Consider the following 24,425-nt stretch of genomic DNA (forward strand, 5'->3'; position numbering starts at 1 on the left):
AAACACTAATCGCCGTGGCGGCCAACCGCGGCACATGGCCGAAGACAACGACGAAGACAGCGAGGGTCCCGCAGTGGCGCTGGGAGAGGGGAAATCAGTCTCCGGTGTTCCCCTGGCGCGTGTGTCCTCGCGTCTGTCCTACGGGATCGAGAAGAGCACGGTCCGACGACGCGCGGGCGAGACAGAGATCCGGACGCCAGACGGCCCGCAACCGCTCGGGACTGTACTGGACGAACTCGACGAGACGTACTTCGATCGCCGCCAGTCTTTCGAGACGGCCGTCCGGGAGGTCGTCGGCACCGGCCCAGTGCCGACCGAGTGAATCTGGCCTGCTGCCGGCTGTCTCGTCGTCAAGCGTCCGTCTGCGAGACGGGCGTCGCTTCGGGGACAGCGTGCATCGCCGCATCGAGTCCCGAAGCAACGTCGTCGACGATCACTTCGAGACCGTCACTGTCGGTGAGTGAGAACAGCGTCGCCGGATCGACAACGTTGATGCCGACGCCCGCCTCGTCTTCGTAGACGACGACGTTGCAGGGCAACAGTGCCCCGAGTTCGTACTCGGCGTCCAGAGCGTCGGACGCGAGAGCCGGATTACACGCACCGAGGATCCGATATCGGTCGAAGTCCTCGTCGAGTTTCGTCTCGAAGGCCGCCTGGATGTCGATGTCGGCTAGGACACCGAACCCTTCCTCGGCGAGTGCATCTGTCACCGTCTCGATCGTCTCCGCGAAGGCTGCGTCAACTCGGTACTGATTCACATATGTCGCCATACGATACACGAGGAGGCCAAGACACGTAAGTACTCGCGTGCCCCCAACATCGCTCGTAAGTGGTTTTCATAGACGAGACGACAGCAGTTGCCGGCGAAGCCGCCACGCTGGACCGAACTCACGGACAACGACCCAGAGGGCCACTATCGCGACGAGCGTAATCGGGAGACTTTCGAGCGCGGTATCGACGACACGTGTCGGCTCGAACGAGACAAGCATATCGGAGACAGAAACGGTACGCACCGCAGTGTTTCGACGAGCCAGTGCTCCACAGAGACACGGAAACTTTTCTCCCGGCCGGCCGTGTGGGACAGTATGGCACTTCCGATCGACCCGACCGAAATCGATCCCGCGGACATCGGTCAAGAACGCGCAACACTGGAAATGGCCCACGAGGAAGCGATCGAGCACGTCCGGACGGCGTTCACCGACGCCGGATTCGGCGTCGCGACGGAGTTCTCCCCCTCGGAATTGCTGAACGAGAAAATCGACGCCGACAGAGACCCCTATCACGTCCTCGGAGCCTGCAACCCGACCATCGCAGATCGAACGCTGGACGCCACCGAGGGTCGTATCGGGGGTCTCTTCCCGTGTAACGTCGTGATCCACGAGATCGAGCCGGGCGTCCAGGAAGTCTATCACGTCTCGATCATGCGAATCGCACGGTTGGTCGGGCTAGCCCCCGACGACGAACAGATGGCCGAGATCATCGACGAGACCGGCGAATTCGTCGAGGAAGCCTACGGGAACCTCGAACAGTGACGCCAACAGTCACCTGAGCACCCACAGCAATCCACAGAAGAGTTAGGAGACGCGAGGGGAGACCATCACGGCGAAGACATAGACGATGAGAAAGCCCAAACAATAGCCAAGCAGGTGACCGTAGAGATCGAAAATGGCGGCGTTACCGGCGGACGTTCGGTAAAACGCTAGAAACGGGAAGACGAACAAGACGCCCAATCCGATCACGGCAAGTTCGAAGTTGCCGTCGCCCCAACCATCGACGACGCTGCTCCAGGTCGGAACCCCCATCTCAGCCAGGAGTGAGCCGACGTAGAGCAATCCACTGCCAGCCGACACGAGTGCGATTTCCCTCATCCAAGCCCAGGTTGGGATCGAGAGCACCGTGATCAGCGCGATCGTAAAGAACAGCAACGCTGGTGCATCTCGCTCCTGGAGCGTGCACGAGAGATGCGTACTCGTGTGGCTGACGACCATGAAACACAGCAATCCGACGAGCGCAGAGTTGAGGCCCGAAAAGCCAAACAGGATGCGCTCACGTGGGAAGACGAACTGCAAACCGGCCAACGCGAGCGGAAAGGCGACCAAAAACGTCACGAAGGCCCAGCGATACAACTGTCGCCGTCCTCCCGAGACACTCAGCACGTAACCGGTCGGCACAGCGAGAGCGTACAAGAGTAGATTGCCGAGCAAATGCTCGTAACTCAGGTGAACAAACGGTGCCGTGTACGCCGTCAGCAGTGTCGGATCCGAGACGGCGAACAACAGTTGCTCGCGGTAGTTCAGTGGGAGCGTAAAGACGGCGACGAGTGCGACCGGGACCAGTCCCAGCAACGCGAAATCGATAGCGTGAGGGACGGACAGCGACCCCGCAGACGGCGGCCAACTACCGGGTAATCGCTGTCGGTTCTCCGCCATACGATGTGTTGGCTCGTCGGACGCTTGATGTTTACTCTCCGGTTTCAACAGCTGATAGACAACGCACTCGTCTCGAACAACCAACAGGGACCGGGACCAGCCGCTGTGTGAGAGTGTAAGTCGAGTCACGGCGGCGTGTGGTCACCCAGATCCACCACCCGCGGCTGGAGTTGGCCGTCCGATCTCCGTGGACTCACTGCTGAAGTCCGCCAAATGTTACCACAAGCGTTTGAGTCGAACCCACAACGGAACATCTCGATCAGTCCGGCGGTTGCGACGTTTTCGAACACCTAACAATCCGAAGACAACGGTCAACACACCAAAGATCAACGTAGCGTTGATCGCCCAAAGCGCCAAGAGGGGGTGTACATTGTGCAGAGCAACGAGCAGGGACGGCGGGAGGACGACGACGTACCGGCGTTCGGCAACAGACACGATCCGCTCTTCGCCCGGAGGCGGCGCGGCGACCGACAGCGTCGTCGAATCTCGCTCACCGCCCGGGATATCCAGCCATGGGTCCTGAAGTGCATCCTCTGCGGTAGCGTCGAAGACGACGAGCATCGTCACCATCGCGTCTTCGTTCGTGACAGTCATCTCGATGGTTGCCTGCTCGCCCGCGATAGCCTGGTTGCCGTTCACATCGTCGCCGATCGGAATATGATGTGTCGTATTCGGAAAGATCATCGCTGCGTTGGCCGGGATCAACACGATGGCGAGAAAGAACAGTGCGGCAAACCGCGGATCGAACGCATCGATGGCACCCGAATGGGACCGTTCACGAGTCGAACGCGTTCCCAGACCGCTGAGCAGGCTCACGACGAACAAAAGAAGGCCGGAAGCCAGGAGTACCGAGCCGGCCTGCTGGGATTCATCGACGTTTTCGATGCCGAGGACAGTGGTCACGGCAGCCAAGATATTGGTGATGACGACGCGACCACCGAGAATGAGAGTCCCCAGAACGGGAATCGTGACGACGTGCCCGCCCGGTTGCCACGCGACGGCGACGACCTGATCGTCCGTCACCGGCGGTTCACCGCCATCCTGATCGGTGAAGGGGTTGGCATCACCGCGTGTGATATAGCCATCGGCAGTTACGTCGACCACGCGGTGGGTCGTCAATCCGCCGCCCTGGATCTCCTGGGCCTCGAAGACGACGACGTCGCCTTCTTGGATCTCACCCGCGACGAGTTCCGGAATCGCAACGAACCCATCCCCTTCGTCGATCGTCGGCGACATACTGCCGGAAGTCACGAAGCTCAGCAATATCGGCTGCCCGATGAGTGCACCCACGAGAAAGAGCACCACCAAGACAAAGAGCAAAAAGCTCAGTGCCCTGACTACGTGGGTCCGGAGCATGCGTCGTCTCGAGTATACACGACGAGTACTAAAGCAGTGTTGTTCAGCCCGTCGTCACCAATTACCTCGTGATCAACCGAGGCGTGGGTTGTCAGCTGTCGGGCGCTCGATCGACGTATTCGCCTTCGATATCGGGCAGACGTCGATTGCCAAGCACGGCCCCGAGCCCGATCGAGCCGATCAGTATGGTCAGGAACAGCGCCCTCCCTTCGAGCCCTAGCGTCGAAAGCCCGACCATCGCCGCGAGTGTGACGACGGCGACGGTCAACCAGAGCAGTCCCAGGCGGAAGAAGACGTACCTGGCCCGTGACTGGCGGCTTTCCGGCGACGTTTCCAGCAGCGGGCGGACATCGCGAGCCCGCGTCTGGACGAGATAATCGACGGTAACGGTAAGGACGGCCGCGAGCAGCAGCCAGCCGTACCAGGGGAAGAAGAACGTCCCGAAGTCGATCGGGAAGCCACCCGGGAACAACGTCGCCGAGCCAGCCGGAGCAGGACCCACTTCGGTGTCCTCGATGCTACCGTCTGCATCACCATCAGCCGTCTCAGTCTCTCCACCACTGTCACCAGTTCCACCCTCTCCACCACTGTCACCAGTTCCACCCTCTCCATCACTGTCACCAGTTCCACTCTCTCCACCACTGTCACCAGTTCCACTCTCTCCACCACTGTCACCAGTTCCACTCTCTCCACCACTGTCACCAGTTCCACCCTCTCCACCACCGTCGCCATCGCCTCCACCACCGATTCCGCTCTCCTGTTCGTCTTCTTGGGCAGAGTCGGGGAGCGTCATTCGATAGGTCACGGTCTCCGTGAGCGAGTCGAATGCGCCAGAGTCAACGGTAGCAACGACACCGAGGGTCGCAGATTCGCCGGGTTCGAGAGTTAGTGCCGACGTGGGATCGTCGACCTGCTGGCGGGTCGTCGTATCCGTTCTGACGAGTTCCAGCCGGTCGCTATCGTGCTCGATCCACACCTCGGCAGCCTGATCGCTGTCAGGGGTACCCTCGTAGCCGATGACGAACACGTCGTCGTAAGTAGTCCTCGCTCCCGAAAACCCGGTCAGTGAGACAAAAAGGTCACCGTCAGCGTCGAAGCGAGTATACTGCTCACCGTTGGGGGTGTCAGCAGGGGCAAGGAGAACGCCAGTGTCCGCATCCGGTTCGAGTTCGTCAGCCTGGCCCGAAAACGGCACCGCACCCGTGGCTATGATCGTCCCGGTGGCGATCAAGACGAGCGCGAGGGTGAGTGAACGGTTCATCTCCGAAAGTGGGTCTGGACTGCACCAGTCGCATCGAATCAACTTCGAGTGGACGGCGAGGCGTCGTCAGGCGCCGGTGTAATCACTCTGACGGGCCGCAAACACGATCGAATTGATCGAGTCGATGGCGGCCCCAGTGTCGGCTTGCAGGTCGACGACTACCGTCAGATTGCGGCTACTTCCGGAAGCAAGATCGACAGCGTTGTCTCCCGTAGTGGAGCCGTCGACGATCGAGGCGCCGTCGTGTTGAATATCCAGAACACTCCCGATGAGGCCGTTCGAATCGTCACTCTCGTCGGGGTTGACAGACAGCCCCACGTCCTTCTCGCCGCTATTTGTTACCTTGAGAGCATCGGTAAACGTGGTTGTCGCCTTCTCGTTGAGGTCCGTTTGCTGAATTTTGATCAACGAGTTGCCGTTCGGACTTTCAGTCGTAATGATGTTGTTGCCAGTTCCCGGGTTGTTTGGCTCAAAACTCAACAATGCATCCGAATCCGCTGAGGTGTTCAGTTCGACCGTCCGCGTCGCTTCCACGGAGGAGAACGCGCCGGAACCGAACGCGCCGCCAACAGCAGCGGCAGCCGTGCCAAGTCCAAGGAGGACAGACCGTCTGTTTAGTTTCATGTTACGCTCCGTATCCGTACGTGCACGCCGCCGTACTTACTAATGACCCTCTTGAGAGCGATAATGCTGGTCGTTAGCTGCTCAAGCCCACCCTGAAGACGGCTAAGGCACCGGTATAGTAAGTACCCCGGACCCTATCAATCTGCCAAGGCACTGACGACGTGCTTGATAACTCATGGGTATGAATCGTCGGAACGTACTGACGGCAATGGGTGGATTGGCAATCGGCGGCGGCGCACTGTTCGGTTCGGGTGCGTTCACCTCCGTGGAAGCAACTCGAGCGGTGGAAGTGAACATCTTCGGCAGCGGTGACGATGGACCGACTGGGGTCGTCGAGAATCCGGACGCCAGTGAAGAGACCGATATTGCAGAGACGATCACGAACAACGGCGTCGACGTACTCGTCGATCCCTCGTCGGATTCGATTTCCCTCCGTGCGCCAGACGACACGGAGTACACAGACGGAACCTCATTGTTCCCGACCGAGGACGACACCTACACGTCCGTTGATAGTAGCTACGTGAGCCTCGTCGCTAACGACGTGACGATCGTCTTCGGCGCGAACGGGGGTCTCCCACCGAACTCCACGCTCGGATACAGCGAGTTCTTCGCGTTCGTGCCAAACAGTACGAGCACGAGTTTCGACGTCACGTTCAGTGGACCGGGAGAGCTCCTCACCAAAGTCGGGAATGGGGATGTCAGCAGCGGTTCGTCCGTTGCAGTCAACGCAGCCGGAACCAAAGATGCGACAGTCAAAACCGGGACGACGGATGCAGACACCGAAGACCTCAATATTTCGATTGAAGAAAGCTAAGGCAGGACGTCGGCACTACACGACGGACAGCCAGCTTTTTTGCGGGCGTGACTGACGCGAGACGGTCTGGCGAGGCCAGCGAAAATCACAGCGATAGCAACGCAACGTTGGGACCGCGTGTCGAGAGCCAGCCGCCCACGGAAGGGCCGTGGAGCGAAATAGTGTTGACCCGCTCATTCAGCAATGCCTAGAATGGCAGTTGGACCTAGAAGGACGGTCTCCGCTATGGGATAAAACAACACGTTTCAACAAAGGATACAAACTGTTTTAGTTTTACAAGCCGAAGTGAAACCCGATGGTTGCAAGTGCGACCGATGGAACCCAGCAAACAGACAGTGCCTTATCGCGTGACGAGGCATTCGATCTGTTGAGTAATCATCGCCGTCGGTACGCGCTGCACGCAGTCAAGCAAACCGAAGAGTCGGTCGAACTAGCCGAGATCGCAGAGAAGGTCGCGGCCTGGGAGAACGACAAAGACCGGAAAGACGTGACCTCGACAGAGCGCCATCGTGTCTACACGTCGTTACAACAGACCCACTTGCCGACGATGGACCGAGCGGGTGTCATCGACTTCGACAACGGGACCGTGACGCTCACGGCCCAGGCTGAAGCTCTCGACATCTACATGGACGTCGTCCCGGAAGATTCGATCCCCTGGGGGCAGTATTATCTGGGGCTTGCGGCGCTATCGAGTGGGCTAGTCGCTGGGGCCTGGGCGGGCGTCTTCCCGTCGAGCATCCCCGATCTCGCGTGGGCCATCCTCGTGATCGTCCTGCTTGCCGGTTCCGCGCTGTATCACGTCTGGCAGAGCCGACAGTTCCGCGTGGGTGTCGGTGAGCAACCACCGGAGATCGATCGATGAGCAAAAAGTGGACGCGCCGGGGAGCGCTCGCGTTAATCGGCAGCGGCGCAAGCATGCTAATCTGGGGGACTAGCGGATTCACGATGGTCGAAAGCGAGCGAGACAGTACCCTCGGTACTGCTGCTGATTCGGAGGCGCTGTTGGGTATTGCTGGCCCCGAAACAGTGACGGGAGTTCCAGGCCAAACCGTGACACTACGAACGCTGACCAACAACTTCGACCAACCGCTGACGGACATTCAGGTCAGTCCTCGTTCGGAATCACCGTTCGAAACGATGCAGACACCGAACACGCTGCAGTCGGGTGAGAACGGCGATGTGACAACGACGCTCTCCTGTGACTCAGGGGGAGATAGTACTGTCACACTCGATATCACTGCGACGGGCAACGACCAGGGAGTCGAGTTGAGCCGGTCGGTTTCAGTCCAGTGTCGCGACCCCAGGGTGTCGTGGTGGCACTTCGAGGACATAAGTGGCACTTCTGTCCCAGATTCGTGGGCTGGCAGCAACGATGGCGAGCGAGACGATGTTGGGAGATTGTATCCGGCTTACGAACCAGACCTAGTGACATCACAGCAGGGCCGCGGCGAAGTGCTCAATTTCGATGGTGACGACGTCGTCACCGTTCCCGACAACGATACGCTCGACCTGACTGACGACTTCTCGCTCTCTGCCTGGGTATATCCCCGAAGCCAAGATGGTCTCACGCGACTGTTCAGCAAGTGGAACTCGCGTGGGGACGATAGCTATCAATTGGGCTTCGGTGGCGGTTGGCAAAGCTCTGGCAACAGGGAGCTGCTCATCGAGACCACCGACGAGTACAAACTCACAGGTGTCTCGCTGACGGAGAACCAGTGGGCACACGTCGTGTGGACCCACGGATCAGAAGATAAGGTGTACGCCAACGGAACACAGAAAGGACCGACGTTTTCCCTTCCTGATGCGGAAGCATCCACGCAGCCGCTTCGAATCGGCAACGGTCTCAACTCTAGGCGGAACGCTGTCTACGGGTTCGACGGGGTAATGGACGAACCCAAGGTGTACGACGCCGCGCTCACTGTCGACCAGGTGAGCAATCTCTACGATTCGAGCACGGCGAGCGAAGGCGGTGGTGGCGGCGATATCACTGGCTGAGCCCACGATCACGCCCAAGCAAGCGGCGTACTGCCGCTCCAGTAGGGCCAACCGAGCCCGGCACTACGCACACCTAGTTTCGCCGATCGAAAGGGGAAGCGGAGCGAGAGGTACCAGAGCAAGTGGAGAAACTGAGCGAATCAGCGATCAGGAAACACTTTCAGTCCGGATACAAATGACCTGATATATGACGGGAGAGCGTGCAACGACATGAGAGGACCGGATATCCCGCTCTCCGTGCGTTCGTTTCTCGATAGCTGGCTGTCGGTGATATTGCTGGGACTGGTCGTGTTATCGCTCGTCGGTGGCTACATCACCTACGACGCATACGTCGATGGTGGACAGACAGTAATCGAAGAAAAACCAGTCGGAACCTGGACGGTCGACAGTAACTTCGAACACAGTGCGACGGTCCAGCGTGAGACGACCGTCTTCGAGGCGGGTGAACGACTCGACAACCGGCCACTGTACTTTACGACCGCGATGTCGGAACTCGATGTGACGTATGCGATCACACACGACAACACAGCGGGCAAGTCGGCTGAAGCAGCAGTCGAACTGCGGTTGGTTAGCAGATCGGTCGAAGAGGCCGACGATGAGACAGTCGTCCACTGGGAATCGAGCGAGAAATTGGCGACCGTGACCGGGGTCGAGATAGCCAACGGCAACACCAAGACTGAGACGGTAAGTATAGATATTCCGACTATTCGATCCCGCATCGAGACCATCGAAGAAGATCTCGAAGCCTCACCCGGCGAGACCGAGGTACTGGTCGTCGCCGATGCCGAGATCGAGTCTTCGGTAGGGGGCGAGCAGTTCACCGAGTCCCGGACAGACCGTCTCGAAGTGACGCCTGGCGAGAGTGTATATCGAGTAACGACGACAGCCCAGGACCAGCGAGTCTACGAGGCAACCGAACAGATCCAGCGAACGACCGATCCACCGGCCGTGGCGCGGTTTGGGGGCCCACTCGTGGTACTCGTCGGGCTCGTCGGGATGCTTGTACTCGTGGCCGTCCATCGGGCAGGCAAAGTCAGGCTTACCGAGCGCGAACGGACGCGACACACGTTCGAAACGGACCGAAGAGACTTCGACGAGTGGATATCGAACGTCAGCATTCCGGATCCCGGAGAGCGGACGGTCACCACCGCAGAGACGCTCGCCGATCTAGTCGACATTGCCATCGACAGCGACAGGCGAGTACTCGAAGACGGCGAGCAGTATGCAGTCCTCGTCGGCGATATGATGTACACCTATAGGGCACCGAAGCCAGCCGATCCACTGACAAGCGAAAGACAGCGGGGGACAGTCCCGGCAGCCGATCACAACCTAGAGGACACTGACCCGACAGCGACCGCCGAGACCAGTGACACAACGCAGCCGTCCGAGCAAAGCGGAACGTCTTCGGAGAGCGACCGAGAGACGTGACCCTGATCGGGCTGCCAGAACACCGAGCATCCACCTCACTCGGCCGTTTCGGCGGCCCCCGATCCGACGTCTCGACGGAACTTTACGCCGTCCGGTCGATCGTCTCGACAGTGTGAGCGTCCTCAAAAATCGCTCAATTGGGCCTGCAGGCCGGCGACCATCTCCGACTTCCGGCGGAGCGCACCCAGCGAGACGGGAAGTTGCTCGGCGACGCCCGTCACCGCCTCGCGGAACGTCTCGGCGACGCCGTACCGACCCGCAATGTCTTCTGGCAATCCCCCGGGATCGTCGAAGGCGTTGCGGACACCCTCCCGGACTTGCCAGACGCCAACGGGGGCCCAGTAGTCGTCGGTGACTTCACGGAGAACGAGACACTTTGCCTGTCGACCCAGGCCAGTCAAGTGTTCAAGGACGCCCAGCCGCGAAGCATAATACGCGCCGGCCGTCTCCGCGACGTAGCCCGTCCGGCCCTCGTAGCCCTCGTGGGCGCTGGCGAGGTAGTGGGCCTCGCCGACTGGATTCCAGACGCTTTCGGGGGCTTTCATCTCGACGAGTTCGAACTCCCACTGCCCGGGCGAGAGGACGATCCAGTAGTTGTTGCCCATGTACTCGTTGTACCAGACCTGCGTCTCGTCGATCGTCGGCGCATTTCGGATCTGGCCCCGAAGGTACTGCCCGACGGTATCGTCGACGGCGGTGATCGACCACCGCGTCGGGACCAGCCGGCGATTGGCCCCTGGCCCAGCGCTCCCGCCGAGAGGATCGTGTTCACGTCGTAGACATCGAACCCCTTGCGATAGAGGTAGGTCATCGCGCCCTCGGCCCGCCAGTCGTCGTCCGAGAGGGTCTTTTTCACCGGCCGCGGGACGTGGGGGTTCTCGGCGAGGTCGGCCGACTCGGCCCGAGCGCGGGGACCGGTGGGCGTAGAGATATCGTCGACACTCAGGTCGATCTCGGGCGTCGAGTCCAGTCCGAGTTCGACGTCGACGGGCCGGTCGGCGATGGCGACCTCACGCTGGGTGCCGACGAACCCGTCCCAAACGTCCTCGACGTCCACCTTGGCCGAGCGCTGTGAGTTGAGCAGCCCCGTCCGGCGCTGGAGGACGTCCTCGATGCCCAGCCCCTTGGCGTACCAGTTCCCGCTCGTGGCAAAGTCGGTCGGGTCGTGGTCGTCGGTAACGGGCGAGAGGACGCCGGAGTTGACCTGCGGATAGCCCGACCGGCCGACGAAGATTTCCGGGGCCGTCGAGCCAAACAAGGCGTCACCCGACAGCGTCTCCTCCAGCTGGCGCTCGACGTCTTCGAGGTGGTCGGTGATCGCGTAGGACTTCTCCTTGGCGAGGCGACGCTTCTGGGCCGCCTCGTCACGTTCGAATCCCTCGATGTAGTCGTCGAGGCGCATCTGTCTGTGGTAGGGCCACGAGCAGTAAGAATCTACGGGACTACGACGCCGAACCCACACCAACGTCTAACGGATTGGCAGTCGAAAGCCATGGTTGTCGATGCCCGTCTCCGTCCATCGCCCGGCGTTCACTGCACGGATGACGTCGCTACCGGCTCCTACAGCCGGTCGGTGATCGCGTCGGCCTCGTAGGCCAAGGAGAGTTCCCGCGAACGGCCGCGGCCGTCGACGGACGTGTAGGTAGCCTCGATCAGTCCGAGCTGGTCGAGTTTGTTGATGAGCTCCGAGTAGCGCGTATACCCCAGATCGGTCTCGGCCTGGAAGGTCTCGTAGATGTCCCCCGCGAGGTCACCATCGTGCTCGGCCAACACTGCCAGCAGCGCGCGTTCGCTCTCGGAGAGACCCTTGATGTATCGGGAGAGGTGGACGTGTTTGGACTGCTCGTAGGCGTCTTCGACGTCCTCGCGTTGGACTGCCGTGCTTGCGCGCATCTCGGCGTTCAGTCCAGCCCGGCGCAACAGGTCGATCCCGACCCGGAGATCCCCACCCTGCTGGGCGGTCAGTTCGGCGACGCGATCGAGCGTCGGCGCGTCGATCACCCCGTCGTGGAACCCGCGTGTGACGCGCTCGTCGAGGATATCGGCGATCTCGGGCTCGTCGTACTTCGGGAAATACACTTCCTCGGGGCGGAAGACACTCTGGACGCGCCCGTCCAGAGACTCGATGACGTCCAAATCGAGGTCCGAAGAAACGACGACGACGCCGATCTTGGCTCCCGAATGGGCCTCGTGGGCGCGCAGCAACGAGTAGAGTGTATCGGAGGCTTCGCCCTCGTAAAAGAGGTAGTTCACGTCGTCCAGGGCGACCGTCAGTACCTCCCCGTCCTCGACGAGTTTCTCGGTGATCTGGCCGAACAGTTTCTTGAAGGAGACGCCGCTGGTCGGCGGTTCGTACTCGAAGACTTCCTCGAACAGCCGCGAGAACACGGCGTATCGCGTCGAATCGACCTGGCAGTTGACGCGGGCGACCCGGACGTCCGTCTCGGCGCGCAACTCGCCGTAGAGTTTCTGGATCGCGGTCGTCTTGCCGGTCCCCGGCGGCCCGCGCGCGATCACGTTCAGCGGTCGCGAGCCCCGCACCGCCGGCCGGAGGGCGTACTTCAGGCTCTCCATCTGGCTCGAACGGTGGCGAAACGTCTCCGGAACGTGGTCGATCTCGAAGACGTGTTCGTCCCGGAAGACGGACTCGTCCCAGGAGAGCATCCCCTCCTCGGGGTCGTCTGTCATCACTTTCAGGACGCTCGGGACGCTACTTAACTCTTGGCTGGAAAAGCCGATCACGGTGCGAAAAGAGCGAACAGGCCGCCTCAGAGGTCGTACAGCGCGCCGTACTTCTCGGTCACGTAGTCGATGAAGTGATCGGCATTGTAGGATTCACCCGTCGCTTCCTCGACCAGCTCCCCGGTCCGGTAGCGTTTCCCGTGGCTGTGGATGTGCTCGGTCATCCACTCGTAGAGTGGGTCGAACTCGCCGTCGCGGACGTCCGTCTCGATCGAGCCGATCTCGTCGTCGGCAGCGTCGTACAGCTGGGCGGCCAGGACGCTGCCAAGCGTGTACGTCGGGAAGTAGCCGAAGGTGCCGTTCGTCCAGTGGATGTCCTGCAGACAACCGTCGGCGTCGGTCTCGGGACGGACGCCCAAGTAGGCCTCCATCTTGTCGTTCCAGACCTGTGGGACCTCGCTGACGTCCAGATCACCGGCGATGAGGTCGCGCTCGATCTCGAAGCGGACGAGGATGTGCATGTGGTAGGTGAGTTCGTCCGCTTCGACCCGGATGAGGTTGTCGTCGTAGACGCGGTTTGCCGCCCCGTAGGCGTCTTCGGGACTGGCTTCGACGCCGAGGTGCTCTTTGACGGTCGGCAAAATGTACTCCCAGAACGGCGCCGAGCGGGCAACGTGATTCTCCCAGAGGCGCGACTGGGATTCGTGGACCGTCAGGTCGCGGGCTTCACCCAGTGGCGTGCCGTACTCGTCGTCAGGCAGGCCGAGGGCGTAGCTCGCGTGGCCGAACTCGTGGATGGTCGAGGACAGCGAATCGAGCGGTTTCTCGGGGTCGAAGCGGGTCGTGATCCGGGCGTCGAACTGCGTGCCCGACGTGAATGGGTGGGCAGAGGTGTCCAGCCGGCCGCGATCCCAGTCGAACCCGACGACCTCCAGGACGTCCCGGACCAGCGCCTCTTGGGCCTCGACGTCGTAGGTACCGTCGAACGGCCGGGGCTGAGTCACGTCACTGTTCGCGATGTCGTCGATCAGGGGGACGAGTTCGTCCCGGAGCCGTTCGAGGACGCGTTCGGCGGTATCGAGCCCGAGGTACGGCTCGAACTCCTCGAAGAGCACTTCGTAGGGGTCCCGGTCGGGGTCGATCGCGTGGGCGTACTCTCGGCGGAGGTCGACGAGTTTCTCCAGCATGGGTGCGTAACTCTCGAAATCATCCTCTTCGCGGGCCTGCTCCCAGACGGGCAGGGCCTCACTGGTCGCTTCCGAGATGCGCTCGACCAGATCGCGGGGGACCTTCCGGGCACGCTCGTGTTCGCGGCGCACCTCCCGGACGACGGCCTGCTGGTCGGGATCGAGCGAGGCGGCTTCGAGATCCGCAAGGTAGCCCGCCAGTTCGTCGTCGGTCAGCAGGTCGTGCTGGAGCGTCGAGAGCGCCGACTGCTGTTTCGTGCGGGCCGGCGTGCCACCCGCAGGCATCATCACTTGCTGATCCCAGCGGAGGAGGCCACCGGCGTCCTGTACGTAGGAGAGCTGTCGGACGTACTCCAGAAAGTCCTCGTAGGTGTCGGCTGAACCAGACATACCCACAGGTCGGGCAGGCGTTCCCAAAGATCCGGCGGTTTTCAGGCCACTCGGTCGGCAAAAGCGGCCGGAAGGTCTCGATAGAGTCGGTAACAGCGATCGACCACCGACAACGAGACACTCTCGCCGGCCGTGTGGGCCTCACCCGGCTCGGCTGCGCCGGCGATTACACACTCAGTCCCGGCCCGATCGGCGAGCCAGCCGGCGTCGGTCGCGTGCGGTTTGACGACGTGTTCGGGCTCGCCGTCCTGTATATCCGCGGCCACTGTCAGCACAGCGTCGGCGAACGCTCGGTCCCCGCAGGCCATCGGCGGCAGATCCTGCTCGACGGTCCAGGAGACGCCATCGATCGTCTCGACGCGCTCGATCGGCGCGCGATCGGCAGGTACCGTGCGTTCGTCGACAGTGAGTTCACAGCGTTCGGGAATGACATTCCAGGCCGACCCACCGTCGATCTCCGTGACGGCGAGGCTTCCCTCGACAGCGTGGCCCTGGACGGCCGTCGACGGGAACGGAAGGTCCCGGAGTACGTCTACGGCATCGCTTGCCCGATAAATCGCGTTCTCGCCCGCCTCGACCTCACTGGCGTGGGCCGCCTCGCCCTCGGCGACGATCGTGCTCCCGCGACGCCCCTTGTGGGCAATCGCGACGTCGGTGACGCCCGCCCTGGAGTAGCCAGTCGAGCCCTCACCGACGACGGCGTACTCGGGAGTGAATCCAGTATCGATGGCCGCCCGGCAGCCCTCACCGCCCTGTTCTTCGCCAGCGAAGGAAGCGACGACGAGTTCGACGCCGTCAGGAACCGGAACGTCCCGGAAGGCACAGCACATCGCGGCCAGCGACCCTTTCATGTCGGCACTGCCCCGACCGCAGAGGCGACCGTCGCGTTCCGCGATGACGTACTCGCCGTCCGTGATCTGGTCCTCGTCCGGCGGGACGACGTCGTGGTGGCCGACGAAGGCGAGTGTCGTCCCCTCGCCACGGCGGGCGATCACGTTCCCGGCGTCGTCGTGCTGGACCGTGGCATCGGTCCGATCTTCGAGCCACTCGGCGAGCCACTTGCCAGCGGCGTCCTCGTCGGTGTCCGGACCGCGGTGGCTCGGGATCGCGATAAGTTCGCGCGTTAGCTCACGAGGATTCATACCACGAGGGAGGGGGCCGGCCGTAACAGCCCTTTGGGTCACCGCTCGTCGCGGTCGCGTAAGCGATCGGCAGCGTCCGCGACAGTCAGGGGCGGGTCGTCGAGGCCGGCCCGCTGGAAGGCCTCGACGAGTTGCGGGGGTGAGACACCTACTTCCCGGAGGAGGTCGCCATCGGTGAGCACGTCCCGGACGGGACCGTCCCGGACGATCGTGCCGGCACGATCCAGCAGGACGACCCGATCGGCGATCCGGGGCACCAGGTCGGCGTCTGGAGTCGAGACGACGATCGTGGTCCCCGCCTCGTTGCGGGCGTCGAGTGCGTCGAGGATCGTCTCCCGGTGGCCGGCGTCTACGTCCGCCACAGGCTCATCGAGCAAGAGCAGGTCGGGATCGACGGCCAGTGCGGCCGCCAGGGCAGCCCGGCGTTGCTCGCCACCACTCAGTCGAAAAGGTGGCTTGTCCAGCAACCCATCGAGGGCGAACGCAGCCGCGAGGTCGTCGACCCGCCCCTCAGCCTCCGACCGGTCGATACCGAGCTGGGCGGGACCGTATTCTAGATCCTCCCGAACGGTCGCGTTGAACAGGTAGTCCGCAGGTGCTTGCGGGCAATGAGCGATCCGGTCCCGGAGTTCGTCGGCCGCTTTGTCCGTCTCGAAGTAGGACACCTCGCCACCGGCTGGCTCACGCAAGCCGGCAAGCAGCGACAACAGGGTAGACTTGCCCGCGCCGTTGGGGCCGAGGATCGCCACCCGTTGGCCCGCCTCGATCGTCAGGTCGATCCCGTCGAGGGCGGCCGTCCCGTCGGGATAGGCGAACGCGAGGCCACGGGCCGCGAGGGCGTTCACGGCAGCAACACCCCCGCGGCGACCGTCGCGAAGACGACGAACGCGAAGGCGGCGTCGGCGAGGCCGATACCGTGGCGGGTAGCGTAGGTCCGCCCGGCCGTGCCACCACGTGAGCGAGCCGCGCGACCGACCCGCTCACCGCGATCGAGTGCCCGCAGAAGGAAAGTCCCCAGCAACGACCCGGCTTCCCGCCAGGACGCCCGGAGACTCGCGGGACGGATTCGCCGGCTCCGACGAGCGAGCACCAGCCGCGAGAGTTCCTCGAAAACGACCAGTAGATACCGGTAGGTGATCGCGAGCAACGCGACGGCCGGTCGCGGGACGCGAACCGTTCGGAGAGCACCCAGCACCGAGGCAAACCGCGTGGTCGACAGCAACAGTCCGAGCAGTGAGACACTTGCCCCGACCCGGAGGGAAAACGTCGCCGCGTATGTGACGCCCGGAACAGTGAGAGGGCCGGAGAGCGTTTCGCCCGGAAGCAAGACAGCCTGTGGCGCGACGATCACCAGCGAGACGGCCATCGGCACGGCCGTCCGGAGCCCGTGGGTGAGCAACGGCACGCGGGAGAGGGCAGCCAGCGCGATCGTCAGCCCGAGCATAGCCGCTGGTGGCCCCGGGGCGTCGAACGTGACAGTGACAGCGATCAGCCCACCGATCCCAAAAAGCGTGAGGACGGGATGGACGGCCTGAAGCCAGCCCGACCGGGTAGCGACGCGTTCCGCACGCAGGAGGCCCCGCGCTCGATCGGTTAGCGTGCCGGCCGATCGCCCGACTGGATCAACGGGGGTCACTGTCTGGGGTCAGTGGTCGCCCGGCGAGCCACCCGATGACCAAGACGAGGGCCGCCCCGAGGAATCCCGAGACGAGCGTGCCGACGTATGGATCGACACCAGCGAGGCCATAGTCCGGCAACAGACCCGGTAGCGTCGTCACGGCATGAGCGGTCGCGTCCGTCGTCTCCGCGGCGTGTTCTAATGGCTCGGTGTAGTTCACTTGCGTTGCGCCCCAGGCGAACGCCGGCGAGAGGACGACCAGTCCGCCGACGACGGCAGTCCCGCGACGGAGCAGCCGGCGCCGGTCGATCGTCGGTACCCGGTCGGCCAGCAGATCGGGACGGGTCTCGGCGACGAACTCGTAGGCAAGCAGCGTGATCGCCCCTTCGGCGACACCCAGGAGGACGTGCCAGCCCCCCACGATCGCCAGGACGGTCGTCAACTCGTAGGCGAAGGCTTCGGATGCGCCGACCATGACCGCGACGGCGAGCGCGGCAGCCGAGATACCCGCCCAGCCGGCGGCAAAGACCGCGCCGCGTTCGTGGTACGGAGCCAGGAGGTGATAGACACCGTAGCCGACGTACACTTCGACGACGGCCATCGCGAGGACGTTCCCGCCCAGCACGATCAGGCCACCGTCGCCAAAGACCAGCGCCTGGATCGCCACGACGGCCGTCATCGCCAGGACCGCCAAATGGGGACCAAGCAGAATTGCGGCGAAAGCCCCACCGACGAAGTGAACACTCGTCCCGCCGGGAATGGGGAGATTCAACATCTGTGCGGCGAATATTGCAGCTGCAGTGACGCCGAGCAACGGCGCACGTGGCCCGTCGAGTGCACGCCCAGACCGATGGACCGCCATCGCGAGGACAGCGATCGACGCCAGTCCGGCGAGGGCAGCGATCCACAGATCCAGGTAGCCATCGAGGATATGCATCGATAGCGGGACGTAAGCCATGCGAGGTAATAATACGTTTCGAAGATTGAATAATACTGAGAAGGGGAGGGATTTACAAGGCTGATATGGCCGGCGACCCAATCAAGGGTATGACCGAGGATTTAGACCGGGTGAGCCTGACGCTGCCCCCAGCGATGACCGACCAGCTCGACGGGATCGTCGAGGAGTGGGACTACGCGAGTCGATCGGAAGCCATCCGGGACGCCCTTCGGGACTTCTTTACGAGCTACGCGTGGGAGGGTGGCAACGAGACGCGCCACTACGGGACGATCGTCATCGCCCACGAACACGACCACGAAAGCGACGTGGCCGGTCGCCTCCAGACGATCCAACACGAATACGCCGACGTCGTCACTTCAGTCCAACACATCCACCTCTCGGAAGACCGGTGTATGGAGACCCTGGTCGTCGGTGGGACCGCCGGACAAATCGACGAACTCGCCAATCGACTGCGAGCACTGGAAGGCGTCAAACAGGTCAAAGTCGTCGTTGTCGGCGGGGTCGAGACCGACAGCCACGGCCACGAACACAGCCACGATCACGACCACGGACACACGCACGCCACCGAAAAGTAGCGACGCGGGCTAACACCGGCACAGTCACGAATTTGCGTCTCTGTTCCGGGAGCCACCGAGTTGAGACGACCGAGAGGGACGTGACGAGAATCGATTGCTGTCTGTTCGTTTCCACGGAGCCAAGAGCAACGAAGGCCTGGGAGGAGACACGGCGGGAGATCGTCACGACCAGTTGGTATATCGGAGCCGAGCTCGTTCGAACGAATAAAAAATATACTGAATGGATACAACCGATACGGTAATATATTCGGAATATTTTTCCGTATCTCCGGAGAAGACTGGACTAGACACCGAGACCGCCGGCCCAGTCCGGCGTGGACAGTCGGAACAGAGAGTCGATCTAGCCATGCTACCAACCGAAGCTACCCATCTGGTCGTGCCGATCGCGAGTCTCGACGACGCAGAACGAACGTGTCCCAAGCTTGCGTCCCCTCTGGACGCTGTCGAGGGAGTGATGGGCGTGGACCCGATCGAGCAGACGGACGGAGACGTCGATCCAGCATCGTCCCCAGCACTCGAGGCCGACGCAATCGAGGAACCCACCGCGGTGGCCGAGGGCCGCGAGGTCCCGGCCAGCGGATTCACACCGCGACCGGGGGGCCACCTCGACCACCCGGGCAGGGACGACGCCTCGTCGCGTCTGCTTACGGAAAGTCACCCCCCAGTCGTGAGACACTCTCAGGGAGGTGAGAACGCATGAAATGCGAACGGTGTGGGGAAGATACTCGAACAGAGCGATACGCCGTCGATGGCTTCACCGGCCACCTCTGTCCGGAGTGTGTCGAAGAGTGGGAACAGATCCAAGCGGACCAGAAGATGGCCTAACGGGGGTGACACCATGGAATTTACTACCCACCAGCAGGCGATCGTCGATCGTATTCACGCAGACGCCCGTGGGACGATCTACCGTATCGAGCCCGCCACCACCGGCGTCTTCGTGGAAAAACAGCCACAAGACTCCGGGCGTCGCGCGCTCTTTGAGGTCACACTCGAACCGACAGTCGACGGCTCGAAAGCACTCCACTGGGAGTTTATCGGACCTGTCGAAGACGCTCGGTCGGACGGATAACGCGGGGCTGGCTGGGCCAGGTGGCGATTCGATAGTGCCGTGAGCAGACACCTGCGAGACGTACTGGCTACTCAGGCGGACTCGCCATCGGAGTTGCGTTCGCGTCCGGATGCCATCCCGGACTGCATGAACGCCGCCAAAATGCGACCGATGCTCGACTCGGCCGTCCACAGCGCCTCCTCTGTGACGCTATCCCCACCGGTCGCGACGGCGAGTAAGATCGTCGCCTCGTCGACCATCAGTGCTCGCCCGGCGAAATCAGCCGGGTTGTCCTCACCCATGACGATCACCTCTAGCGGATCGGCCGCGAACCGATCCTGCAGGGCCGCTGTAGCAGTCACAAGCGTGACCGCGACGCCAGCACTAGCGCGTGCACGCAACGCATCGACAATCTCGGTCGACAGCGAGTCAGCCTCAGGAGCGACGAAGACGGCCACTTCAGTGGCCGAGGCGAGGAGGTCGGCGATGCGTTCGTCGATCGGCTGGCGACCGCGCAACGTGGAGACGCCCTGGCTCCCCTGCTGGTTGGCTGCTTCGTCCCGGATGGCATCCAAATTCTCGAAGGCTCGGTCGCGTTCACGTTCCAGTTCCGCCGTCAGTTGCTCGCGGGCGGCCCCGAGACTGACCGGCCGGTACTCCTTTGGTGTCGTCTCGGTCACCTCGACCAGCCCGCGTTCGACGAGGTCGTCCGCCGCACCGTAGACCTGCGACCGCGGGACCTCTGAGACGTCACTGATCGTCTCGGCAGTCCCAGTACCCAATTGCTGGAGCGCGACGAACACCCGCGCCCCGTAGTTCGAAAGCCCGAGTCGCTCCAAGGCGGCGATTGCATCCTGGGCACTCATAGAGAGAACGACTGTCTGCAGGTTTGGACGGGCCGGCACATCAATCGCGTGGTCCCGGACCGGAATGAATTTTGTAGATATCTACAATATTTATTTCGGCGGGGATGCTACGGGGGGGCAATGAACACAGTCGAACGGTACGCGGCGTTCGTAACGACCCATAGCAAGCTCGTGATTGCGCTCATGCTCGTGGCGACGCTGGTCGTCGGGGCGGGGGCGGGGAGCGTCGATTCGGGACTCACGATCGCGAGTTTCGAGAGCGATTCGCCCGAGGCACAGGCGCTCGATCGTATCGACGCGAACTTCACGACCGAGGGTGAGAACACGAGCGTCGTCCAGATCGTCGTTCGCGGCGAGAACGTCCTCTCGAAATCCTCGCTGCTGGAAACGCTACGCCTCCAGCAGGCCATCAGGGACGATCCAGCCATCGAGGGGACGCTCACGGAGCGCCAGCCGGTCGTGGGGCTCGCGAACGTCGTCGCGACGACGGCAATGGCCGAAACCGAGTCCGGCGAAGCGACTGGCCCACCAGACAGCGCGCAGGGAATGGCCCCGCTGGACGCCCAGATCGAGCACCTCGACTCGCTGTCACCAGCGCGCGTCGAGGCGATCGTCGCGGCTGTCCTCGATCCAGACCGAGAGGTTGCGGGGCCGACCGATCCCTACTCGTTGCTCTCGACGGACTACGAGGCCGGCGCGACGACGGCTACGGGCCGGGTCCTGTTCGTCTTCCAGGACACTGGCGGCGCGGGCGGCGACGACCTCCCGACCGAACTGGTCGAGGCCCAGTTCGCCATCGAGGACCTGGCCGAGGAGACGGTTCAGTCCGGCGAGCAGTTCGTCTTCGGAGCAGGGATCGTCAACGAGCGCTCGGCCCAGGCCACGGGCGAGAGTTTCGCGCTGATCTCGCCGATCGCCCTGCTGTTGCTCGTGACGATTCTGGGGCTGGCCTACCGTGACGTACTGGACGTCCTGCTGGGACTGGTCGGCGTTGTCCTCGTACTGGTCTGGATGGCTGGCTTCATGGGCTGGGTCGGGATCGGCGTCACGCAGATCCTGATCGCCGTTCCCTTCCTGCTGATTGGCCTCTCGATCGACTACGCGTTGCACGTCGTCATGCGCTATCGGGAGGCCCAACTCGACGAGACCGACTGGACGCCCCGCTCGGCCATGCGGCGTGGACTCGCGGGCGTCGTGGTCGCGATCGGTGCGGCGACAGTCACCACCGCCGTCGGATTCGCCTCGAACGTCGTCAGTCCCATCACGTCGATCCAGGAGTTCGGCCTGGTCAGTGCGGCCGGGATCGGCTCGGCGTTCCTGGTCTTTGGCGTCCTCCTGCCGCCGCTGAAAGTCGAACTCGACAGTCTCCTCCAGCGGATCGGCTTCTCGCGGGCGAAACGCCCGCTGGGCCGAAGTGGGATCGCCGGCCGCGTCCTGGGCGTCGGGGCCGAGTTGGCCCAGCGAGCGCCCGTGGCCGTCGTCGTCGTGGCCGTCCTGTTGAGCGCCGGCGGCGGCGTCGCGGCGACGGACATCGACACCTCGATCGACCAGGTGGACTTCCTGCCGACCGATTCCCCCGACTGGATGGACTCACTGCCAGAGGGGCTCCAGCCCGGCGACTACGACATCCGGGAAAACGCCATCTACCTCAACGAGAAATTCGTCCAGTCCAGGGACCAATCGCGGGCGTCGTTCCTGATCGAGGGGCCCGTCACTGAGCCAGACACGCTCGATGGGCTGTGGGCCGGCGAGCGCGCACTCGCGAATACGTCGACGGCCGTCACCCTGGCCGACGGGCAACTCCGCGTGACCGGGCCTGTCGAGACGATCGATCGCGTGGCCCAGCAAAACGAGACGGTCGCGGGCCTGGTCGCCGCGAACGATCCCGACGACGACGGCCTTCCGGAGGAGAATCTGACGGCGATCTACGATGCCGTCTCCGAGGCTGCCCCCGAGGAAGCGAGTGCGGTCTTCGCCCGGAGCGACGGCACGTACACGGCCCTGCGTGTCTCGGTCGGCCTCGTCGGCGGGGCCGACACCGGCACCGTGACGAGCGAGATGCGCGAGGTCGCGACGACGATGGAGGGAGACTCGAACCGCCGAGTGACGGCCACCGGCCGGCCGATCGTCCAGGAACTCGTCCAGCGGGGCCTGCTCACTACGCTCGTGTGGGGCTTCCTGCTGACGTTCGTAGTTATCGCCGCCTTCCTGACGGTGATCTTCTGGCGGCGCTACGAGACGGCCTCGCTGGGGGCCGTCGTCATCGCGCCGGTGGTACTCGCCCAGGCCTGGATCTTCGGGACGATGTACCTGGCCGGGATCTCCTTCAACACCGAGACGGCGATCGTCGCCTCGATCGGGATCGGGATCGGCGTCGACTACGCCATCCACATCGGCGATCGATTCCTCGACGAACGCCACCAGCAGGGTGACCCGATCGCCGCGCTCAGGCGGACAGTCCGGGGAACCGGCGGTGCACTACTGGGCAGTGCGATCTCGACAGCCGGCGGGTTCGCCGTGCTCATGCTCGCCTTAGTCCCCTCGTTGCAGCGCTTTGGGTTCGTCACCGCGACGGCGATCGTCTATGCGTTCCTCGCGAGCGTGATCGTCCTGCCGAGTCTGCTGGTGCTGTGGAGTCGCTACGTCGATAGGTCGGTCAGTGTGGATCCGTCAGCCGAGTAAGCAACCGGGACAGTCCCCTACCGCCGGTAGTGATCTACGGTCCGAAACGCGACGTACAGGACGGCGTTGAGTACCCCCGTCAGCCAGAAGATCGCGCCGACGTTCAGCCCGAAGACGCCGGGGTCGCTGGCCGCGACGACGTCGTCGAACAGCCAGCCGACCGCGACCGCGATGATACCCCAGACGAGCAAGATCGAGGCGATCCGTGCGCCCTCCTCGATGTAGTCAGTGATCGGTTTCGCGTCCGTCGATTCCGGAGTGAGCGACATACCCGCCCGTCTGCCGTCTGTAGGATAAGTCTTCCCCCGCCGGTCACAGTCGCTTGCCCAGTCGCCGCCCAGCGTCCAGGCCGGTCTCCAGGGCCGCGTGGGTTCGGCCCGTTCCCGCGAGCCAGTCGCCCGCGAGTCCGAGGTCGTGAGGAAGGGCGTACTCGACCAGTGCCGGATTGACGCGATCACCCGGCAACGCGCGGGTAAATCGGTCGTGGTCCCACCAGTCGGGGCCGGCCAACCGGTCCTCGGCCAGCAGTGTCGCCGCGTGATCGGCCGCCGCCTCGGCCGCCTGTTCGGGCGTCGCCTCCGGCCGGCCCGCGCTCCAGGCAGGACTCAACTGCACAATCAGGATTTCCTCGCCGTCCGGAACGTGGCCGGGCTTGCACGAGTCCCGGGAGAGCCAGCCGACCGCGTGGTCTTTGTCAGTGTTGACCAGCGCGTAGTAGGGCACGTCGAGCGCGAAGGGGTAGTGCAACGCGACCGAATCGATCGTCCGGTAGGACTGCCGTTCCCGGGCTGCGATCAGTTGCTCGCGCAGGTCGGCCTCCCAGTCGGCGTCCTCGAAAAGCGCCTCGCAAGTCGGTGGTGTCACCACGAGCGCGTCGAAAGGCCGTTGCTCGCCCCCGGCAGTCACCCGCCAGCCATCGTCAGTGCGCGAAAGATGGGCGACCGGTGTCTGCTCGTGGACGGTGGCGCCGCTCGCGTCGAGATACGCCGCGACGATTTCGTCGATGCCGTTACGGCCACTCAGTTTCCGGCCTTGATTCGGTCGCCCTTCTTCGATCGTGCCCTCGGCGTCGAAGATCCAGACGTCGTCGGTGGTCACGGCCAGGTCGTCACCGACGACCGACTGGAGTTGGGCCTCGACCTGCTCGTCCGGCGGATCGACGTAGTTAGCCCCGTAATCGTAGACACACCCATCCCGGGTGCCAGAGACCATTCGCCCGCCGATGGCGTCGGCTTCGAAGACCGTCACGGCAGCCCGCTCTCGGAGGGCGTAGGCTGCCCCGGCCCCAGCGATACCTGCGCCGACGACACAGACGTTCGGCGTCACGTCCCGGCCTACGACCGGCAGCGAGTAAAGGAACGGGGTGACAG

Annotated in this window: 25 protein-coding genes and 2 pseudogenes; 11 read left to right on the forward strand and 16 right to left on the reverse strand. The window is 63.1% G+C overall.

Annotated features, from left to right (window positions below; translation table 11 throughout):
- The first annotated feature begins 34 nt into the window (after positions 1-34).
- The gene (locus tag Hrd1104_RS09000; RefSeq protein ID WP_154552449.1) at positions 35-322 is read left to right on the forward strand and encodes a DUF5789 family protein; all 288 of its coding nucleotides are present in this window, start codon (positions 35-37) and stop codon (positions 320-322) included.
- Between the two features lie 28 nt (positions 323-350).
- Here the strand turns inward: Hrd1104_RS09000 and Hrd1104_RS09005 are convergent, their stop codons facing one another.
- Complete coding sequence (locus Hrd1104_RS09005) at positions 351-770, reverse strand: DUF302 domain-containing protein (protein WP_154552450.1); 420 nt, start codon at positions 768-770, stop codon at positions 351-353.
- 315 nt (positions 771-1,085) lie between these two features.
- Here Hrd1104_RS09005 and Hrd1104_RS09010 point away from each other — a divergent pair, with 315 nt between their 5' ends.
- Positions 1,086-1,532, forward strand: coding sequence for a DUF302 domain-containing protein (locus tag Hrd1104_RS09010; protein ID WP_154552451.1), 447 nt, complete (start codon positions 1,086-1,088; stop codon positions 1,530-1,532).
- Positions 1,533-1,574: 42 nt separating this feature from the next.
- Here Hrd1104_RS09010 and Hrd1104_RS09015 read toward each other — a convergent pair whose 3' ends face one another.
- The 4 genes from Hrd1104_RS09015 to Hrd1104_RS09030 all read right to left on the reverse strand — a co-directional run bounded on the left by Hrd1104_RS09015 (position 1,575) and on the right by Hrd1104_RS09030 (position 5,670).
- On the reverse strand, positions 1,575-2,429 hold the full coding sequence (locus Hrd1104_RS09015; RefSeq protein ID WP_154552452.1) for a rhomboid family intramembrane serine protease: 855 nt from the start codon (positions 2,427-2,429) through the stop codon (positions 1,575-1,577).
- A gap of 216 nt (positions 2,430-2,645) precedes the next feature.
- On the reverse strand, positions 2,646-3,785 hold the full coding sequence (locus tag Hrd1104_RS09020) for a signal peptidase I (RefSeq protein WP_154552453.1): 1,140 nt from the start codon (positions 3,783-3,785) through the stop codon (positions 2,646-2,648).
- Positions 3,786-3,876: 91 nt separating this feature from the next.
- Positions 3,877-5,046, reverse strand: coding sequence for a BatA domain-containing protein (locus Hrd1104_RS09025; protein WP_154552454.1), 1,170 nt, complete (start codon positions 5,044-5,046; stop codon positions 3,877-3,879).
- Between the two features lie 66 nt (positions 5,047-5,112).
- Entirely contained in the window at positions 5,113-5,670 is a 558-nt protein-coding gene (locus Hrd1104_RS09030; RefSeq protein WP_154552455.1) for a hypothetical protein, read from the reverse strand.
- A 181-nt stretch (positions 5,671-5,851) separates the two neighbouring features.
- Between Hrd1104_RS09030 and Hrd1104_RS09035 the strand changes: the two genes are divergently transcribed.
- From Hrd1104_RS09035 to Hrd1104_RS09050, 4 genes are all read left to right on the forward strand, one after another.
- Positions 5,852-6,484, forward strand: coding sequence for a hypothetical protein (locus Hrd1104_RS09035; protein WP_154552456.1), 633 nt, complete (start codon positions 5,852-5,854; stop codon positions 6,482-6,484).
- Positions 6,485-6,779: 295 nt separating this feature from the next.
- The gene (locus Hrd1104_RS09040) at positions 6,780-7,346 is read left to right on the forward strand and encodes a hypothetical protein (RefSeq protein ID WP_154552457.1); all 567 of its coding nucleotides are present in this window, start codon (positions 6,780-6,782) and stop codon (positions 7,344-7,346) included.
- Positions 7,343-8,479, forward strand: coding sequence for a LamG domain-containing protein (locus Hrd1104_RS09045; RefSeq protein ID WP_154552458.1), 1,137 nt, complete (start codon positions 7,343-7,345; stop codon positions 8,477-8,479). The genes Hrd1104_RS09040 and Hrd1104_RS09045 overlap by 4 nt, the downstream gene beginning before the upstream one ends.
- A gap of 210 nt (positions 8,480-8,689) precedes the next feature.
- Positions 8,690-9,907: a DUF5305 domain-containing protein gene (locus Hrd1104_RS09050; protein WP_154552459.1), complete on the forward strand. Its 1,218-nt coding sequence runs from the start codon at positions 8,690-8,692 to the stop codon at positions 9,905-9,907.
- A 122-nt stretch (positions 9,908-10,029) separates the two neighbouring features.
- Here the strand turns inward: Hrd1104_RS09050 and nreA are convergent.
- From nreA to Hrd1104_RS13315, 8 genes and pseudogenes are all read right to left on the reverse strand, one after another.
- Positions 10,030-11,309, reverse strand: a pseudogene (gene nreA / locus Hrd1104_RS09055) (DNA repair protein NreA).
- Positions 11,310-11,467: 158 nt separating this feature from the next.
- A complete protein-coding gene (locus tag Hrd1104_RS09060; RefSeq protein ID WP_154552460.1) occupies positions 11,468-12,595 on the reverse strand; it encodes an ORC1-type DNA replication protein in 1,128 nt (375 codons plus the stop codon).
- Positions 12,596-12,675: 80 nt separating this feature from the next.
- A complete protein-coding gene (locus Hrd1104_RS09065; protein ID WP_154552461.1) occupies positions 12,676-14,166 on the reverse strand; it encodes a carboxypeptidase M32 in 1,491 nt (496 codons plus the stop codon).
- Positions 14,167-14,207: 41 nt separating this feature from the next.
- Positions 14,208-15,308, reverse strand: coding sequence for a M20 family metallopeptidase (locus Hrd1104_RS09070; protein WP_154552462.1), 1,101 nt, complete (start codon positions 15,306-15,308; stop codon positions 14,208-14,210).
- Between the two features lie 38 nt (positions 15,309-15,346).
- Entirely contained in the window at positions 15,347-16,153 is an 807-nt protein-coding gene (locus tag Hrd1104_RS09075; RefSeq protein ID WP_154552463.1) for an energy-coupling factor ABC transporter ATP-binding protein, read from the reverse strand.
- Positions 16,150-16,944 carry an energy-coupling factor transporter transmembrane protein EcfT gene (locus Hrd1104_RS09080; RefSeq protein ID WP_154552464.1) on the reverse strand — a complete coding sequence of 265 codons (795 nt, stop codon included), beginning with the start codon at positions 16,942-16,944 and terminating at the stop codon, positions 16,150-16,152. Before Hrd1104_RS09080 ends, Hrd1104_RS09075 begins: the two co-directional genes overlap by 4 nt.
- Positions 16,931-17,146: a PDGLE domain-containing protein gene (locus Hrd1104_RS13310; RefSeq protein ID WP_370454836.1), complete on the reverse strand. Its 216-nt coding sequence runs from the start codon at positions 17,144-17,146 to the stop codon at positions 16,931-16,933. Before Hrd1104_RS13310 ends, Hrd1104_RS09080 begins: the two co-directional genes overlap by 14 nt.
- A 99-nt stretch (positions 17,147-17,245) precedes the next feature.
- Positions 17,246-17,863, reverse strand: a pseudogene (locus tag Hrd1104_RS13315) (energy-coupling factor ABC transporter permease); the annotation flags it as partial.
- A 110-nt stretch (positions 17,864-17,973) separates the two neighbouring features.
- On the opposite strand from Hrd1104_RS13315, the gene nikR reads away from it, so the two are divergent.
- From nikR to Hrd1104_RS09100, 4 genes are all read left to right on the forward strand, one after another.
- Positions 17,974-18,459 (forward strand): nickel-responsive transcriptional regulator NikR, encoded by a 486-nt coding sequence (nikR, locus tag Hrd1104_RS09090; protein WP_154552466.1) that lies wholly within the window; start codon positions 17,974-17,976, stop codon positions 18,457-18,459.
- A gap of 346 nt (positions 18,460-18,805) precedes the next feature.
- Positions 18,806-19,159, forward strand: coding sequence for a hypothetical protein (locus Hrd1104_RS09095; protein ID WP_154552467.1), 354 nt, complete (start codon positions 18,806-18,808; stop codon positions 19,157-19,159).
- On the forward strand, positions 19,156-19,284 hold the full coding sequence (locus Hrd1104_RS13475; RefSeq protein ID WP_255470259.1) for a hypothetical protein: 129 nt from the start codon (positions 19,156-19,158) through the stop codon (positions 19,282-19,284). The genes Hrd1104_RS09095 and Hrd1104_RS13475 overlap by 4 nt, the downstream gene beginning before the upstream one ends.
- Before the next feature lie 13 nt (positions 19,285-19,297).
- On the forward strand, positions 19,298-19,528 hold the full coding sequence (locus Hrd1104_RS09100) for a hypothetical protein (RefSeq protein WP_154552468.1): 231 nt from the start codon (positions 19,298-19,300) through the stop codon (positions 19,526-19,528).
- 71 nt (positions 19,529-19,599) lie between these two features.
- Here the strand turns inward: Hrd1104_RS09100 and Hrd1104_RS09105 are convergent, their stop codons facing one another.
- Positions 19,600-20,412 (reverse strand): TrmB family transcriptional regulator, encoded by an 813-nt coding sequence (locus tag Hrd1104_RS09105; protein ID WP_229770444.1) that lies wholly within the window; start codon positions 20,410-20,412, stop codon positions 19,600-19,602.
- 81 nt (positions 20,413-20,493) lie between these two features.
- Here Hrd1104_RS09105 and Hrd1104_RS09110 point away from each other — a divergent pair, with 81 nt between their 5' ends.
- A complete protein-coding gene (locus Hrd1104_RS09110; RefSeq protein ID WP_154552469.1) occupies positions 20,494-23,055 on the forward strand; it encodes an RND family transporter in 2,562 nt (853 codons plus the stop codon).
- A 17-nt stretch (positions 23,056-23,072) separates the two neighbouring features.
- Here Hrd1104_RS09110 and Hrd1104_RS09115 read toward each other — a convergent pair whose 3' ends face one another.
- Positions 23,073-23,324, reverse strand: coding sequence for a hypothetical protein (locus Hrd1104_RS09115; RefSeq protein ID WP_154552470.1), 252 nt, complete (start codon positions 23,322-23,324; stop codon positions 23,073-23,075).
- 43 nt (positions 23,325-23,367) lie between these two features.
- On the reverse strand, positions 23,368-24,381 hold the full coding sequence (locus Hrd1104_RS09120) for an NAD(P)/FAD-dependent oxidoreductase (protein ID WP_154552471.1): 1,014 nt from the start codon (positions 24,379-24,381) through the stop codon (positions 23,368-23,370).
- Positions 24,382-24,425: the final 44 nt, after the last annotated feature.

This window comes from Halorhabdus sp. CBA1104 (assembly GCF_009690625.1).
GTDB lineage: Archaea > Halobacteriota > Halobacteria > Halobacteriales > Haloarculaceae > Halorhabdus.

Excerpts from the sequence above, each read along its gene's own strand:
- Hrd1104_RS09000 (WP_154552449.1), top strand. The coding sequence starts at position 35 with ATGGCCGAAGACAACGACGAAGACAGCGAGGGTCCCGCAGTGGCGCTG.
- Hrd1104_RS09005 (WP_154552450.1), bottom strand. The coding sequence starts at position 770 with ATGGCGACATATGTGAATCAGTACCGAGTTGACGCAGCCTTCGCGGAG.
- Hrd1104_RS09010 (WP_154552451.1), top strand. The coding sequence starts at position 1,086 with ATGGCACTTCCGATCGACCCGACCGAAATCGATCCCGCGGACATCGGT.
- Hrd1104_RS09015 (WP_154552452.1), bottom strand. The coding sequence starts at position 2,429 with ATGGCGGAGAACCGACAGCGATTACCCGGTAGTTGGCCGCCGTCTGCG.
- Hrd1104_RS09020 (WP_154552453.1), bottom strand. The coding sequence starts at position 3,785 with ATGCTCCGGACCCACGTAGTCAGGGCACTGAGCTTTTTGCTCTTTGTC.
- Hrd1104_RS09025 (WP_154552454.1), bottom strand. The coding sequence starts at position 5,046 with ATGAACCGTTCACTCACCCTCGCGCTCGTCTTGATCGCCACCGGGACG.
- Hrd1104_RS09030 (WP_154552455.1), bottom strand. The coding sequence starts at position 5,670 with ATGAAACTAAACAGACGGTCTGTCCTCCTTGGACTTGGCACGGCTGCC.
- Hrd1104_RS09035 (WP_154552456.1), top strand. The coding sequence starts at position 5,852 with ATGAATCGTCGGAACGTACTGACGGCAATGGGTGGATTGGCAATCGGC.
- Hrd1104_RS09040 (WP_154552457.1), top strand. The coding sequence starts at position 6,780 with ATGGTTGCAAGTGCGACCGATGGAACCCAGCAAACAGACAGTGCCTTA.
- Hrd1104_RS09045 (WP_154552458.1), top strand. The coding sequence starts at position 7,343 with ATGAGCAAAAAGTGGACGCGCCGGGGAGCGCTCGCGTTAATCGGCAGC.
- Hrd1104_RS09050 (WP_154552459.1), top strand. The coding sequence starts at position 8,690 with ATGAGAGGACCGGATATCCCGCTCTCCGTGCGTTCGTTTCTCGATAGC.
- Hrd1104_RS09060 (WP_154552460.1), bottom strand. The coding sequence starts at position 12,595 with ATGACAGACGACCCCGAGGAGGGGATGCTCTCCTGGGACGAGTCCGTC.
- Hrd1104_RS09065 (WP_154552461.1), bottom strand. The coding sequence starts at position 14,166 with ATGTCTGGTTCAGCCGACACCTACGAGGACTTTCTGGAGTACGTCCGA.
- Hrd1104_RS09070 (WP_154552462.1), bottom strand. The coding sequence starts at position 15,308 with ATGAATCCTCGTGAGCTAACGCGCGAACTTATCGCGATCCCGAGCCAC.
- nikR (WP_154552466.1), top strand. The coding sequence starts at position 17,974 with ATGACCGAGGATTTAGACCGGGTGAGCCTGACGCTGCCCCCAGCGATG.
- Hrd1104_RS09095 (WP_154552467.1), top strand. The coding sequence starts at position 18,806 with ATGCTACCAACCGAAGCTACCCATCTGGTCGTGCCGATCGCGAGTCTC.
- Hrd1104_RS13475 (WP_255470259.1), top strand. The coding sequence starts at position 19,156 with ATGAAATGCGAACGGTGTGGGGAAGATACTCGAACAGAGCGATACGCC.
- Hrd1104_RS09100 (WP_154552468.1), top strand. The coding sequence starts at position 19,298 with ATGGAATTTACTACCCACCAGCAGGCGATCGTCGATCGTATTCACGCA.
- Hrd1104_RS09110 (WP_154552469.1), top strand. The coding sequence starts at position 20,494 with ATGAACACAGTCGAACGGTACGCGGCGTTCGTAACGACCCATAGCAAG.
- Hrd1104_RS09115 (WP_154552470.1), bottom strand. The coding sequence starts at position 23,324 with ATGTCGCTCACTCCGGAATCGACGGACGCGAAACCGATCACTGACTAC.